This window comes from Rheinheimera texasensis (assembly GCF_964031785.1).
In the GTDB taxonomy this organism is placed as follows: domain Bacteria; phylum Pseudomonadota; class Gammaproteobacteria; order Enterobacterales; family Alteromonadaceae; genus Pararheinheimera; species Pararheinheimera texasensis_A.
In genome coordinates this window covers 129,629-143,577 of the sequence record NZ_CAXIRE010000014.1, presented here as the reverse complement: position 1 = coordinate 143,577, position 13,949 = coordinate 129,629, and the positions used below count along the sequence as shown (strand labels likewise).

The following is a 13,949-nucleotide window of genomic DNA, read 5'->3' as shown; positions in this document are numbered from 1 at the left end:
TGGAATACCGGATGAAATACCACGCCTTGTACCTGCTGATGTTCGGACTCCCGGGTCTGGCGCTTGCGGCTGAGCCGGTCAGGCAATGTTATCCCAGTCTGACACTGCCGGAGCGGTTGGCCCAGCTCGACAAAAATGATAACAACCTGCGAATTTTCTCCGGCAAAGTCAGCCTGAACGACAATCAGAGCGCGATTTTCAGCGATGGCGTTGAACTGACGCATCGCGACACCCTGTTAAGCGCCCCCAGTGCCACCTTCTCCAAAACCGAACAAAAAATGTTTGCTGACGGCGGTATCAGTTATTACAGCCCGCAATTAAAAGTCAGCAGCAGCTCGTTCAGCGCCCGTATTGACGATAACAACGCCACGATGACTGATGCAGACTACCGCTTTATCAGTCAGGCTGGCCGCGGTTATGCCAAAGAAATGCAGGCTTCCAGCGAACAGGTCACCTTAAAAGAAGCCAGTTTCACCACTTGTCCGGATGGCGACAACGGCTGGGCACTGGAAGCAGAAGACATTCAGCTTAATGCCGACGACGGCTGGGGCGAAGCCTGGAATTCGGTGGTCAAAATCAAAGGCGTACCGGTATTGTATTTGCCATATATGACCTTTCCGGTCAGCAACCAGCGCAAATCCGGTTTGCTCATTCCAAAGTTTGGCAGTTCACAAAAGCTTGGTGTTGATTTCCAGCTGCCTTATTACCTGAATCTGGCGGAAAACTATGATGCGACTATCACGCCGCGTTATATGAGTGAGCGTGGTACTCAGCTGAAAACTGAATTCCGCTATCTCACGACGCAGGACAACGGCAAATTGCAGCTCGAATTTTTACCGGATGACCAGGATAAACCGGCCGGTTTTGGCAGCCGGTATCTGAGTCATATCGAACACCGCTCTGATTTCGCCGATAACTGGCGGGCACAGGTCGATTTTACCGATGTCAGTGACGATGCTTATCTCAGTGAACTAGGCTCCGATTTTAATAACCAAAGCGACACCCAGCTGAACCGTCAGGCCAGCCTGAGTTATTTCGGCACTGATCTGCATTCCAATATCCGGCTGCAGGGTTTTGAAATTCTTGGTAATTATGCCGACAACTATTCTTATGCCGCCCTGCCGCAATGGGATTTAAGCTCGGCCCGCCCGCTGAAATTACCGGCCGGGGTTGAATTTAGCTGGCACAGCCAATATTCGCATTTTGCCAATGACAACGCGCCAATCAAGCAAGCGGACCGCCTGCATCTGGAGCCGACACTGCGATTACCATACATCACACCCGCTTATGAGCTGCAGTTAGAAACCGGGTTGATGTCGACTTATTACCAACAAAAACGCCGCGATGATCTGGCCATATTGCCAGCAGAACTCCTCCGGATTGAAGAAGATACCGCCCGTCATCTGCCGAAGGTGCAGCTGAACGGCAAACTGAATTTTGAGCGCGATGCCAGCTGGTTTGGGCAGGCTTCTCTACAAACGCTGGAGCCACAAATTCAGTATCTGTATATCCCGTATCGCGACCAAAGCCAGATTTGGCAATATGACACGGCGCGGTTACAGGACGACTATTTTGGCCTGTTCCGGCAGAACCGTTTCTCCGGCCTTGACCGTATTAATGATGCCAATCAACTGACACTCGGCGCCACTACGCGGATTTACGACGAATTTGACACTGAGCGCTTCCGCTTTAGTCTGGGGCAAATTGTATTCCTGGCCAATCCGGAGACTAATCAGCTCGACAACAGCCAGACGATTGCGGCCACAGAATCGATTTTTGCCGCCGAGTCAGTACTGCATTTCCAGCAGCGCTGGTTTTTAAACAGTGGCGTACAGTATGATTCCAAGACTAAGCGGATGATCAAAAGCAATGTATCGCTGGATTATCGGGCCGACGATAAAAATTTGCTGCAATTGAACCATAGATACAGCCGCTATGTCTCAGGCAACGAGATTGAACAGCTCGGTGCATTGGGTACTGTGCCGCTGAATCCACAGTGGCAGCTGGTCGGCAGTTATTATCGCGATTTAAATAATTCGCGCATGATAGAAGCAAACGTCGGTCTGCAATATGAATCCTGCTGTTGGGCTGTCCGGCTGATCGCACGCCGGCAAATTGAAACGAACCTGGATTTACCAATTAATAATATCAACTCTCCGTTCCGGCTCGACAGCGGCATTGCGCTGCAGTTTGTGTTAAAAGGGTTCGGAGACAGTGCTGGTTTTAACGTGTCGGACATGCTGTCCACTGGGGTTTTTGGTTACCGCCGCCCCTATTTATTAAATAATTAGACTGGAAAATTATGAAGTTAACACAGCTGATTGCCGCGACTCTGACGACTTGTGTCCTGTTCAATGTCCAGGCAGCCGAAACCAAAGTCGATGCCGTGGCCGCAATAGTCAACAATAATGTCGTCCTTGAATCCGAAGTCCGCGATATGATCTCGCGGGTTAAAAAGAACGCCGCCAAACAAGGTCAAACCCTGCCATCCGATTCAGCGCTACAGGTACAGGCGCTGGAACGCCTGATCATGAATAGTCTGCAATTACAGGTTGCCAAACGCATGGGCCTGCAAATTACTGATGCACAGCTAGACCAGACCGTTGAAAACATTGCCCGCGAGCAGAAATTAAGCGTTGAACAGTTCCGCGCTCAGGTCGTGCGGGAAGAGGGCAGTTACGAGCTGTTCCGTGAACGTTTACGCGAAGAGATCACCACAGGTGAAGTGCTGCGCGCCAACGTTCAGCGCCGGATTTATGTCAGTCCACAAGAGATTGATACACTGACCAAAATGATGGAACAACAAGGCGCCAGCAACGAGCAGTACAACATCGGTCATATTCTGATTGCACTGCCGGGTCAGCCCAGCGAAGAACAGATTAAAGAAGCCGAAAGCAAAGCCGGCAAAGTGATGGAACTGCTGCGCGGCGGCAGTGATTTCAAAAAAATCGCCATTGCCTCATCATCCGCTGAAACCGCATTAGAAGGTGGTGACATGGGTTGGATGAACATCAACGAAATGCCAACCTTGTTTGCTGATCAGGTGCGCGGCAAAAAGAAAAAAGACCTGATTGGCCCGCTGCGCTCAGGCGCTGGCTTTCACATCCTGACTATTTTTGACATCAAAGGCGCTAACGTCGTTGAATTTGAAGAAATCTCTTCACGCCATGTGCTGATTAAACCGTCCATCATCGTCAGTGAAGAAAAAGCCAAAAACATGCTGACTAAATTTGCCGCTGACTTCAAAGCCGGCAAGGCTGATTTCGCCGCTTTTGCCAAAGAACATTCAGAAGACCCGGGTTCACGCTTAAAAGGTGGTGAACTGGGCTGGGCAGATCCAAATATTTTTGTGCCTGAGTTCCGTGACACTTTAAAAACGCTGCAGAAAAATCAGCTCAGCGAGCCGTTCCGCACCGAACACGGCTGGCACATCGTCCAGTTAATGGACCGCCGCACTGTGGATGCGACCGCAGAGAAAAAACGCGAGCAAATTGCCCGAATGATTTATAACCGTCGTTTCAACGAGGAATCCAGCAACTTCCTGCGGGAGATCCGTGACGAAGCCTTTATTGAAGTTCTGGCGGACAAATAATGACGTTGCGGATTGGCGTCACACCCGGTGAACCGGCCGGCATAGGCCCGGACCTGATTATTCAGCTGGCCCAGCAAGACTGGCCGGCTGAACTGGTGGTGTGTGCCTCAGCTGATTTGTTAGAGCAACGGGCGCAGTTATTGGGTTTACCGCTGCAATTACTGCCCTATCAGCCGGACCAGCCACCCAAGCCGCAAAAAGCCGGTACACTGACGCTGGCGCCCTTTCAGCTGGCGGAACCGGTCATTCCTGGTGTGCTGAACGAAAACAATGGCCGTTATGTGGTGGATACGCTGACCTTTGCCGGCGAACAGTCGATGCAAAAGCAGTTTGACGCTATTGTCACAGGCCCTGTGCATAAAGGCATCATCAATAAATCCGGCATTCCCTTTAGCGGACATACCGAATTTTTTGCCTTGCAGTCCAACACGCCTTATGTCGTGATGATGCTTGCCACCGCAGGCCTGCGTGTAGCGCTCGTCACCACGCATATTCCACTGGCCTATGTTGCCAAGGCAATCACCCGTGAGCGTTTGCTGCAGGTCACCCGCATCCTGCATCAGGATTTACAGCAAAAATTCGCTATTCCACAGCCGCGAATTTATGTCTGTGGCCTCAATCCACATGCCGGCGAAGACGGCCATCTCGGGCGTGAAGAAATTGATGTGATCAGGCCAGCGCTGGATGAACTACGCGCAGAAGGCATGGACCTGATAGGACCATTACCCGCGGATACTTTATTCCAAAGCAAATATCTCGATAACGCAGATGCCGTGCTGGCGATGTACCATGATCAAGGCCTGCCGGTGCTGAAACACAAAGGTTTTGGCCGTTCTGTCAATATCAGCCTGGGCTTACCGCTGATCAGAACGTCAGTCGACCACGGTACCGCATTAGACCTTGCCGGCAAAGGCCTGGCAGATCCCGGCAGCTTCCAGCACGCGCTGGATCAGGCCATTTTTTTAGCGACTCAATCAAAAGCAAAACATGACTGATAATGTACATATGGGGCATCAGGCCCGGAAACGATTTGGCCAGAACTTCCTGCACGATCCGGCCGTGATTGAGCGGATTGTCAAAGCCATAGCGCCTAAACCGGGCGAGCATCTGGTTGAAATCGGTCCCGGTCTTGGTGCCTTAACCGAGCCCGTGGCTGAACGTTGTGGTCATCTGACTGTGGTCGAACTGGACCGCGATTTAGCACAGCGCCTGCGTGAACACCCGATCTTAGCCGACAAACTGACGATTTATCAGACCGATGCGATGAAGTTTGATTTCAGTCAGCTGATGCCGGCGGATGGCAAATTAAAAGTGTTTGGCAACCTGCCCTACAATATCTCGACGCCCTTGTTGTTTCATTTGTTCGAGTTTGCCGATTGCATCGAGAACATGCATTTTATGCTGCAAAAAGAAGTGGTTGAGCGGATGACCGCCGGTCACGGCAGCAAAACTTTTGGCCGCTTGAGCGTGATGACCCAGTTTTTTTGTCAGGCCATTCCGGTGGTAGAAGTGGGTCCTGGCGCCTTTAAACCAGCACCCAAAGTGGATTCAGCGGTAGTCCGCCTTATTCCAAGGCCTGTGGCAGAACGCGCTGATGTGCCAGTGGCTGTGCTGAACCGGGTCTGCCTGGAAGCCTTTAATCAGCGTCGTAAAACACTGCGCAATTGCTTCAGCAATTTTGCGACGGCCAGCGACATTGAAGCCCTGGGCATCAACCCGGGCCTGCGACCGGAACAGCTGCCGGTCAGCGAATTTATCCGGGTAGCGCAGTGGCTAGCCCAGCGGCCAGATGCTCTGGGTGTACCTCTTGCAGCCGACGGAGACGAATAGTGATTTATCAGGTTCCGGTCCAGGTAGAGACTTTTTATATCCCGGCACAATCCGACGCCGCAGCTGAGCGTTTTGTCTTTGCCTATACCATCACCATCAGAAACGACTCCGCCTTACCTGTTAAATTACTGCGACGTTACTGGTCAATTACAGACGCTAACGGCAAACATACCGAAGTACGCGGCGATGGTGTAGTCGGTGAACAACCAGAACTCGAGCCCGGCAGCAGTTACACCTACACCAGTGGTGCAGTGCTGGAAACACCGGTCGGTACTATGCAGGGGCATTATGAGATGCAAACCAAAGACGGTAGTTTGTTTGAAGCGCCAATCCCGCTGTTCCGTCTGGCAGTGCCCAACGTGTTGAACTGATGGCCCGTTATGTCATCGGCGATGTGCAGGGCTGTTTTGACCAGTTAGAGCAACTGCTGAGACTCATCCAATTTAATCCACAACAAGACCAACTCTGGTTTTGCGGTGATTTAATTGCCCGCGGCCCTAAATCTCTGCAAACTCTGCGTTTTGTCAAAGATCTTGGTGCTGCGGCCATTACAGTGCTGGGTAACCATGACCTCAATTTCCTCGCCAGCCTGCACGGTTATGGCCGGATCACAGCTGCGGACCTGCTCGACGAGCTCTTGCAGGCGCCAGATCTGGCAGAATTAGCCGGTTGGCTGCAACAGCAACCCCTGCTGCATTTCGATGCCAAGGAAAACTTATTGCTGGTGCATGCCGGTTTAGCGCCAGAATGGGACATTCCAACAGCGATAGAAGCCTGTCGGGCCGTTGAAGATTGCTTGCTCTCCGACGCAGCATCGCTTTATGCCATCATGTATGGCAATCAGCCAGAACTCTGGTCAGAAGCCCGGAATGAACAGGATAAACTCCGTTTCACCATCAATAGTTGCACCCGCATGCGCTATTGTTTTGCCGACGGTCGCCTCGAACTGAAACAGAAAGGCGAATTATCCGACAATCCGCTGTTGACCCCTTGGTTTCATTTCTGGTCTGATAGAGAACACCCGACGATCTTTTTTGGTCATTGGGCGGCGTTACAGGGCTACTCACCTGTTTCCGCTATACACGCACTGGACACCGGATGTGTCTGGGGGCAAGCTCTGACATGCTATTGTATTGAATCGCAACAGCGTTTTAGTGTTGCCGGCTACGAAAAAAGACTATAATACTTGGGTTTGTTCCATCCCGGTCCCTTGCAATTGTACGGATGCTGTTGAAGGCGATTGTTGACCAACCCGTTGGGAGTTCCATAATGAAGTTAACCGTTGCATTGCGCATCATCGGCGGCTTTGGTGTGATATCAGTGCTGTTGCTGATCATCGGCCTTACCTCCTACTCCAGCCTGAACAATATCAGTGATTCCACCAGCCAGGTTAATACCATCTCCATCCCTGCGCTTGAAAACAGTGCGACACTGAAAAGCGAATTCGTCATCATGAGTAAAATCACGCTGCAGGCGTTTTACACCGATGAAGTGAAAAAAATTACCGCGCTTGAAACGGCATTTGCCACAGAAAAAGACGCTTATGATGCTGCAGCGAAAAACCTGCAGTCCGTCGTCGGCAACGAACCGGTGTTAGCCGCCAGCTTCAAAGACGTCAGCTCTCAATACGACGAATTTGTCCCAACTAGCAGTAAGTTGTTCGCAGAACTGAAAAAATCACTGTCATTACGCGATGCAATCAACAGCAAACTGGGTGATTTAGAAAGTAATTCCGATGACTCGGCATCGCTGATCCTTGATTTCAGCGATGTGCGCGACGTCAGCCGCCGCTTCCCTAAAGCTGCTGAAGCAGCATCTGTACTGGAAACCAGCCTCAATTCGATGGTCAGCACAGTGGTGGATTTAACCCGCACTAACGCGGCTAACACCTCAGAAACGCTCAGCAATGAAATTAAAAACCGGATGGCCGACATTGTCGCGAAAATGGCCATTATCAAAGCTGAAGCCGGCGGGTCAGTCGATATGGTGGCTGACCTTGATGAAAAAATCATAGCAATCAATGAATTACTGACCAGCGACGACGGTATCCTGACATTAAAAGCCAACAAACTGGCAGCAGAAGCTTCTGCAGCTAAATTGTTAGCGACAGCCGAACAACAAACCATTGATGCCAGTACTGCACTGAGCAAATTACTGACCAAAGCACGTGAAGCGGCCGGCGAAATCCAACAAGAGTCTGAATCCAGTGTAACCAGCGCCATAGTGCTGATTTTCGCTGTAATGGCATTCTCTTTCGCAGCAGCAGCAGGTATTGCACTGTGGACACGCAGCAGCATCACTACACCACTTGGCAAAGTGAACGAAATTCTGGGTGTGGTCGCATCTGGTGACCTGACAAAACAACTGGATGACTCTGCTCAAGACGAATTCGGTGAACTGGCGCGCAACTGCAATCAGGTTATTGGCAATCTGCGCCAACTGATCCAGGGCATTATTTCGCGCTCAACCCAATTAGCAGCAGCTTCAGAACAAACTTCAGCTATCACAGTTCAGTCGACAGCGGCTATTCGTGAGCAGAAGTCTCAGGTGACGCAAGCGGCAACAGCAACGACTGAAATGAGCAGCACCTCACAAGGTGTACTGCAAAGCTCAAACGATGCGCTGGCTGAAATCAAACATGCTGATGCTGAAGCGGAGCGTGTCAAAGGCATCTCGTCTAACAATAAACAAACCATTCTGCAGTTGTCACAGGAAGTTGAACAAGCTTCTAAAGTTATCAACAAGTTACATCAGGATAGCGCCTCCATCGGCAGCATTCTGGATGTGATCCGTGGTATCGCAGAGCAAACCAACTTACTGGCACTGAACGCAGCAATTGAAGCAGCGCGGGCCGGTGAACAGGGCCGTGGTTTTGCCGTAGTTGCTGATGAAGTCCGGTCTCTGGCCAGTAAAACCCAAAGCTCTACGCAAGAAATTCAGGCGATGATTCAAGTGCTGCAAAGCGGCGCTCATGCTGCTGTCGAAGCGATGAACAAAGGCAAGCGTCAGGCTGAAAACTGTGTGGCGCAAACTGAAGTTGCTGATCAGGCACTGGATTCAATTACTCATGCCGTACATATGGCACACGATATGAGTGAGCAAATCTCTCATGCCGCGAAAGAGCAGAATCAGGTTTCACATGAAATCAGTAAACTGCTGGAGTCTATTGTGAATATTGCAGAAGAGACGGCTTCAGGTGCAGAGCAAACGTCGGATTCAAGCCACGAAGTCGCGCGCCTTGCTGAAGAGTTGCGTCTGTCTGTAGATCAATTCAAAGTGTAAAACTTAAAAGCACAACGACAAAAGGAGCCTTAGGGCTCCTTTTTTATTGAGTTGAATTCTGCTACTCGTTTTAGGGCGCAAAAAGTGCACACTGACGGGGCAGTTGCGGTATAAACGTCAGAAACAAAAAAGCCGTGCATTGCACGGCTTTTGGGCATCTAGGCTGTTACTCACCGCCACCAGCCCGGGCTTTTAGCACGGCAATCAAGCCAGACCCCGCGTGATTAGATTCGGCCCAGGCAATATCACCTGACGCGGTAATTTGTGCTGCAGGCAGCTGCTTGATAATAAACTCCCCTGCGCCGGCAGCATTACTTTTCACAGCGAAGCGAATTAATGACAGACCGTCACATAACACACCATCGTAAATATTTCTCAAACGTAAACGGTTGTCAGACAATAACTTGCGGAAACGGTTTTTATCATCTGCTTTGACATAATCGCACATTGAAGCTGCCAGCTGCTCCTCAGCCTGAGCTGCAGGTGCAACAACCAATAATCCGGCGACCAACGACAGGCACAACGTGGCGTTTATTAATTTCATAGGCAACCCCTGAGGCTGAATTAGCAAAACAAAATTAATAGTAGCAACATGTTAGATGATACGCAACGCTGGAAATTTCAGCGTTCCCGTTCCAGTTGCAAGAAACGATAGTTCACCGGATTCTTTGCATCTGCCGGATGTTCCTGCAGTGAGCTGACCCGCCAGACGCCCACCTGACGGTAATCTGGAAACCAGGCATCACCCTGCACTTTCAAATCAAATTCGGTTAAGTAGAGCCGGTCAGCAACAGGCAGCAGCTGCCTGTACAACTCAGCCCCGCCTATAATCATCACTTCAGATTCGGCCTGCAATAAATCCAATGCGGCATCGACACTCTGCACCCAATCAGCGCCAAATCCGGCTGGCTTTGGCTGCCGGCTGATCACGATATTGCGCCGTCCAGGTAACAATCTGCCGATGGAATCGAAAGTTTTGCGTCCCATCACTACCGGTTTACCCAGTGTGATTTGCTTAAAATGCGCCAGATCCGCTGGCATATGCCACGGCATCTGATTATTCAAGCCAATCACACGGTCTTCAGCCATTGCCGCAATCAGACTCAGAATCATCACGAACCTCAGCGGCGGTAAATCACTTCAACTTCATAATCATCATCGTCGAAGTCGTCATCATCATCCAAATCATCAGCCAGACTCATCGCGTCCGCATGGTAGTCATCCCACTTGAACTGCACAGGGTCGAGTAACTGTTCTTTTGGCGCTTCCTTCGGCAGTTGATCCAGATATGCCTGAATATCGCGGCATAATGCATCTGTATGCGTTCTGGATGCTGCAGAAACCTGATATACCGGCCCTTCCCAACCAATCGCATCAATCACATTTTGTTTAATAACATCCAGTTCGTCTTCAAGCACCAGGTCAATTTTATTAAATACCAGCCAACGTGGTTTATTGGCTAATTTGTCGCTGTACTTACCTAACTCGTGAATGATGACCTGTGCATTCTCTGCAGGGTCTGAACCGTCAGCAGGCAGCACATCGATCATATGTAATAACAACCCGCAGCGTTCCAGATGCTTCAGGAACTGGATACCAAGGCCAGCACCTTCCGCTGCACCTTCAATTAAACCAGGGATATCGGCGATCACAAAAGACTTGCTGCTTTCTGTACGCACAACACCAAGATTCGGCACTAAAGTAGTGAATGGGTAATCGGCGACTTTGGGTTTCGCAGACGAAACCGCACGGATAAAAGTCGATTTCCCTGCGTTTGGCAGACCTAACATGCCGACGTCAGCAAGCAGTAAAAGCTCGAGTCGCAAGTTGCGTACTTCGCCAGGGGTGCCGTTAGTTTTTTTCCGGGGAGTCCGGTTGGTGCTACTAGAGAAACGGGCGTTGCCCAAACCATGCCAGCCACCTTTGGCAACCATCAGTTTCAGGCCATTTTTCGTCAGATCGCCTAATACCTCATTGGTATCGACGTCAATCGCACGAGTCCCTACCGGAACACGTAACACTAAGTCATCACCGCGTTTACCGGTACAGTTAGTACTCATACCGTTCTGACCGCGTTGTGCGATGTGGAGTTTTTCAAACTGATAATCAACGAGCGTATTCAGGTTACTATCCGCAATCAGGTAAACGTCGCCACCGTCGCCACCGTCACCACCATTTGGACCACCTTTAGCCACAAATTTTTCGCGACGGAAACTGATGATCCCGTTCCCACCGTCGCCGGCTTCGACCCGGATCAACGCTTCATCAACAAATTTCATTTCGACCTATCCTGCTTTAATCATTGCGAACATTATAAACCCATGCTCGCTGTACTGCGAAAACAAAGGTCGATGTTTCAAAAGTATGCTGCTTCATTTCATTGATAAGCAAAAAAAAACCCCGCTTGGCGCGGGGTTTCTTCGAAGAATCCAGCAATTATTCGCTAACGATGCTAACGAATTTACGGCTGTGTTCGCCTTTCACTTCAAACTGAACTTTACCGTCAGTTAAAGCAAACAGCGTGTGATCTTTACCGATACCCACGTTGGTGCCAGCATGGAACTTGGTACCACGTTGACGCACGATGATGTTACCAGCCAGGACTGATTCACCGCCAAAACGCTTAACACCTAAGCGTTTCGCTTCTGAATCACGACCGTTACGTGTACTACCTACACCTTTTTTACTTGCCATGAGTCGTTACTCCTGAAATTAAGCGCTGATGCCAGTAATTTTCACTTCAGTAAACCACTGACGATGGCCAGCTTGTTTACGGTAGTGCTTACGACGACGGAATTTGACGATTTTAACTTTATCGCCACGGTCATGTGCGACCACTTCCGCAGTAACTTTACTGCCTTCAACGACTGGAGTACCGATTTTGACATCGTCGCCGTTTACAATCATCAGGGCAGCAAACTCAACCTTTGCACCCATCTCTAAGTCCAGTTTTTCTAGACGAAGGGTTTGACCTTCAGTCACACGGTGCTGTTTACCACCACTTTGGAAAACCGCGTACATAGTTAGAACTCCGTACAGATCACGCCTGCCGCTGAGGGGGCGTGTTAATTAGATTCACAGGGCGCGAATTGTACGCAATTTCCCCTACCCCCGCAAGCACAAATATTAAAAAGATCATCGTGCAGCAAAAGGATCGAGTTTTTAGTTTTGCCACTTTCGTTGTTGTTGTAGAATCCAGCCACTCCGGTTTGCTGAATTAACTGAACCCGCATGACGCTCGATGAAATCCGCTTGTTAAGCCAACAAGATATGGCCGCTGTGAATGAACATATTTTTTCTCAGCTGAATTCTGACGTTGCTCTGATCAACCAGTTGGGCATCTATATTGTTAATAGTGGTGGTAAGCGATTGCGCCCGCTGTTGGCAGTCCTTGCAGCTCGGGCACTGGGATATCAGGGAAGTCAGCATGTCACTCTGGCCACCATTATCGAATTTATCCACACAGCCACTTTGCTGCATGACGATGTTGTTGATGAATCCATGCTGCGCCGCGGAAAAGAAACTGCAAATGCAGTTTTTGGTAACCAGGCCAGTGTGCTGGTTGGCGACTTTTTGTATACCAGAGCTTTTCAGTTGATGGTCTCGTTAGAGCGCATGCGTGTCATGCAGATTCTCGCGGATGCCACCAACGTCATCGCTGAAGGCGAAGTTCTGCAGCTGATGAACGTGAATGACCCTGACACCACTGAACAAAGCTACATGCAGGTAATTTACTGTAAAACCGCTCGTTTGTTTGAAGCAGCCACCGAACTTGCTGCAGTGCTCTCTGACAAAGACCCGATCACGACGGAAGCTATGCGCCAGTATGGCCTTCACTTAGGTACAGCTTTTCAGTTAATTGACGATGTGCTTGATTATCAGGCTGACGTTGCAGATTTAGGTAAAAATATCGGCGACGATTTGGCTGAAGGGAAACCAACACTTCCGCTTATTCACGCGCTAAAACATGGCACAGCAGCCCAGCAAGCACTGATCCGCGAGGCAATACTGGAAAGTAATGGTCTACAGCACTTTGACGCTATTATGACCGCTATGCATGACACTGACGCCTTTGGTTACACCAGAAGGCTGGCCGAACAGGAAGCGGAGCTTGCCAAGCAGTCTATCGCCTTTTTGGCCGATAGCCCTTACAAAGAAGCGCTGTTAACGCTGGCAGATATCGCCGTCGAACGCTCTCACTAATCAACACACCGATTTTAAAAACTAAAAAGCCAGCTTCTGCTGGCTTTTTATTCATTACGATAAATTAAGCTTTATTAACGAACTCTTCGCCCAGCACGATATCTGCTTTTAAAGTTGGCAGCATATCGTTCATGGCTTTCTGTTCATAAGCACTTAAAGTACCGATATCTAACAGAGCTTCGACGCCATTTTTACCCAGCACAATTGGCTGAGCGAAGAAACGGGCGTGTTCACCTTTGCCTTCAACATAGGCATATTCAGTCACAGACTCGCCTTGCAGACCCTTGATTAAAGATACGCAGAAACGCGCTGCTGCCTGGCCCATAGATAATGTTGCGGACCCGCCACCGGCTTTTGCTTCAACAACTTCGGTACCAGCATTTTGGATGCGGTAAGTCAAAGAGGTAACTTCTTCGTCAGTAAATGTCACGTCTTTCACTTGTGACAATAACGGCAGAATAGTAGTACCGCTGTGACCGCCGATCACCGGAACAATCAGCTCAGCCGGGTTTTTACCTTTTAATTCAGCGATGAACGTTTCTGCACGGATGACGTCCAGTGTCGTCACACCGAACAAACGTTTTGCATCATAGGTGCCGGCTTTTTTGAATACTTCAGCAGCAATGGCAACTGTAGTATTTACCGGGTTGGTAATGATACCAACTAATGCTTTTGGACACTGCTGAACAATAGCTTCCGCTAATGTTTTCACAACACCAGCGTTGATATTAAACAGGTCTGAGCGGTCCATGCCTGGTTTACGTGGCATGCCTGCCGGGATCATCACAACATCAGCACCAGCTAATGCGGTATGTAAATCATCTTTACCATAACCCGTTACTTTTACCGCGGTTGGGATATGGCTTAAGTCTACAGCAACACCTGGCGTGACCGGAGCCAGGTCGTATAAAGCTAAATCAGTACCAGCTGGCAGATTTAACTTCAGTAATAATGATAAGGCCTGACCAATACCACCAGCAGCACCTAAAACGGCAACTTTCATGCTTCTCTCCCAATTAACGGTTCACCGAAAAAAACGCGC

Annotated in this window: 14 protein-coding genes; 8 read left to right on the top strand and 6 right to left on the bottom strand. The window is 49.7% G+C overall.

Annotated features, from left to right (window positions below; all coding sequences use genetic code 11):
• Positions 1-11 precede the first annotated feature (11 nt).
• The 7 genes from lptD to ABNT34_RS04355 all read left to right on the top strand — a co-directional run bounded on the left by lptD (position 12) and on the right by ABNT34_RS04355 (position 8,704).
• Positions 12-2,291, top strand: a complete 2,280-nt coding sequence (gene lptD / locus ABNT34_RS04385; protein ID WP_348729158.1) for an LPS assembly protein LptD — start codon at positions 12-14, stop codon at positions 2,289-2,291.
• Positions 2,292-2,302: 11 nt separating this feature from the next.
• The gene (gene surA / locus ABNT34_RS04380; protein ID WP_348729156.1) at positions 2,303-3,592 is read left to right on the top strand and encodes a peptidylprolyl isomerase SurA; all 1,290 of its coding nucleotides are present in this window, start codon (positions 2,303-2,305) and stop codon (positions 3,590-3,592) included.
• Positions 3,592-4,587: a 4-hydroxythreonine-4-phosphate dehydrogenase PdxA gene (gene pdxA / locus ABNT34_RS04375; RefSeq protein ID WP_348729154.1), complete on the top strand. Its 996-nt coding sequence runs from the start codon at positions 3,592-3,594 to the stop codon at positions 4,585-4,587. Before surA ends, pdxA begins: the two co-directional genes overlap by 1 nt.
• Positions 4,580-5,422, top strand: a complete 843-nt coding sequence (gene rsmA / locus ABNT34_RS04370) for a 16S rRNA (adenine(1518)-N(6)/adenine(1519)-N(6))-dimethyltransferase RsmA (protein ID WP_348729152.1) — start codon at positions 4,580-4,582, stop codon at positions 5,420-5,422. The genes pdxA and rsmA overlap by 8 nt, the downstream gene beginning before the upstream one ends.
• Complete coding sequence (gene apaG, locus ABNT34_RS04365; RefSeq protein ID WP_348729150.1) at positions 5,422-5,793, top strand: Co2+/Mg2+ efflux protein ApaG; 372 nt, start codon at positions 5,422-5,424, stop codon at positions 5,791-5,793. The genes rsmA and apaG overlap by 1 nt, the downstream gene beginning before the upstream one ends.
• Complete coding sequence (locus tag ABNT34_RS04360; RefSeq protein WP_348729148.1) at positions 5,793-6,605, top strand: symmetrical bis(5'-nucleosyl)-tetraphosphatase; 813 nt, start codon at positions 5,793-5,795, stop codon at positions 6,603-6,605. The genes apaG and ABNT34_RS04360 overlap by 1 nt, the downstream gene beginning before the upstream one ends.
• An 86-nt stretch (positions 6,606-6,691) precedes the next feature.
• On the top strand, positions 6,692-8,704 hold the full coding sequence (locus tag ABNT34_RS04355) for a methyl-accepting chemotaxis protein (protein ID WP_348729146.1): 2,013 nt from the start codon (positions 6,692-6,694) through the stop codon (positions 8,702-8,704).
• 166 nt (positions 8,705-8,870) lie between these two features.
• Here ABNT34_RS04355 and ABNT34_RS04350 read toward each other — a convergent pair whose 3' ends face one another.
• From ABNT34_RS04350 to rplU, 5 genes are all read right to left on the bottom strand, one after another.
• Positions 8,871-9,248: a DUF3718 domain-containing protein gene (locus ABNT34_RS04350; RefSeq protein ID WP_348729144.1), complete on the bottom strand. Its 378-nt coding sequence runs from the start codon at positions 9,246-9,248 to the stop codon at positions 8,871-8,873.
• A gap of 77 nt (positions 9,249-9,325) precedes the next feature.
• Positions 9,326-9,817 carry a type 3 dihydrofolate reductase gene (folA, locus tag ABNT34_RS04345; protein WP_348729142.1) on the bottom strand — a complete coding sequence of 164 codons (492 nt, stop codon included), beginning with the start codon at positions 9,815-9,817 and terminating at the stop codon, positions 9,326-9,328.
• 8 nt (positions 9,818-9,825) lie between these two features.
• Positions 9,826-10,983 (bottom strand): Obg family GTPase CgtA, encoded by a 1,158-nt coding sequence (gene cgtA, locus ABNT34_RS04340; RefSeq protein ID WP_348729140.1) that lies wholly within the window; start codon positions 10,981-10,983, stop codon positions 9,826-9,828.
• A 157-nt stretch (positions 10,984-11,140) separates the two neighbouring features.
• On the bottom strand, positions 11,141-11,398 hold the full coding sequence (gene rpmA / locus ABNT34_RS04335; protein WP_031566953.1) for a 50S ribosomal protein L27: 258 nt from the start codon (positions 11,396-11,398) through the stop codon (positions 11,141-11,143).
• Between the two features lie 18 nt (positions 11,399-11,416).
• On the bottom strand, positions 11,417-11,725 hold the full coding sequence (rplU, locus tag ABNT34_RS04330; protein ID WP_031566951.1) for a 50S ribosomal protein L21: 309 nt from the start codon (positions 11,723-11,725) through the stop codon (positions 11,417-11,419).
• Between the two features lie 210 nt (positions 11,726-11,935).
• Between rplU and ispB the strand changes: the two genes are divergently transcribed.
• Positions 11,936-12,907 (top strand): octaprenyl diphosphate synthase, encoded by a 972-nt coding sequence (gene ispB, locus ABNT34_RS04325; RefSeq protein WP_348729137.1) that lies wholly within the window; start codon positions 11,936-11,938, stop codon positions 12,905-12,907.
• Between the two features lie 64 nt (positions 12,908-12,971).
• On the opposite strand, the gene mdh is transcribed toward ispB, so the two are convergent.
• Positions 12,972-13,910, bottom strand: coding sequence for a malate dehydrogenase (gene mdh, locus ABNT34_RS04320; RefSeq protein WP_348729135.1), 939 nt, complete (start codon positions 13,908-13,910; stop codon positions 12,972-12,974).
• Between the last annotated feature and the right edge of the window lie 39 nt (positions 13,911-13,949).

Excerpts from the sequence above, each read along its gene's own strand:
- ABNT34_RS04350 (WP_348729144.1), bottom strand. The coding sequence starts at position 9,248 with ATGAAATTAATAAACGCCACGTTGTGCCTGTCGTTGGTCGCCGGATTA.
- ABNT34_RS04360 (WP_348729148.1), top strand. The coding sequence starts at position 5,793 with ATGGCCCGTTATGTCATCGGCGATGTGCAGGGCTGTTTTGACCAGTTA.
- lptD (WP_348729158.1), top strand. The coding sequence starts at position 12 with ATGAAATACCACGCCTTGTACCTGCTGATGTTCGGACTCCCGGGTCTG.
- ABNT34_RS04355 (WP_348729146.1), top strand. The coding sequence starts at position 6,692 with ATGAAGTTAACCGTTGCATTGCGCATCATCGGCGGCTTTGGTGTGATA.
- mdh (WP_348729135.1), bottom strand. The coding sequence starts at position 13,910 with ATGAAAGTTGCCGTTTTAGGTGCTGCTGGTGGTATTGGTCAGGCCTTA.
- ispB (WP_348729137.1), top strand. The coding sequence starts at position 11,936 with ATGACGCTCGATGAAATCCGCTTGTTAAGCCAACAAGATATGGCCGCT.
- rplU (WP_031566951.1), bottom strand. The coding sequence starts at position 11,725 with ATGTACGCGGTTTTCCAAAGTGGTGGTAAACAGCACCGTGTGACTGAA.
- pdxA (WP_348729154.1), top strand. The coding sequence starts at position 3,592 with ATGACGTTGCGGATTGGCGTCACACCCGGTGAACCGGCCGGCATAGGC.
- cgtA (WP_348729140.1), bottom strand. The coding sequence starts at position 10,983 with ATGAAATTTGTTGATGAAGCGTTGATCCGGGTCGAAGCCGGCGACGGT.
- folA (WP_348729142.1), bottom strand. The coding sequence starts at position 9,817 with ATGATTCTGAGTCTGATTGCGGCAATGGCTGAAGACCGTGTGATTGGC.
- rsmA (WP_348729152.1), top strand. The coding sequence starts at position 4,580 with ATGACTGATAATGTACATATGGGGCATCAGGCCCGGAAACGATTTGGC.
- rpmA (WP_031566953.1), bottom strand. The coding sequence starts at position 11,398 with ATGGCAAGTAAAAAAGGTGTAGGTAGTACACGTAACGGTCGTGATTCA.
- surA (WP_348729156.1), top strand. The coding sequence starts at position 2,303 with ATGAAGTTAACACAGCTGATTGCCGCGACTCTGACGACTTGTGTCCTG.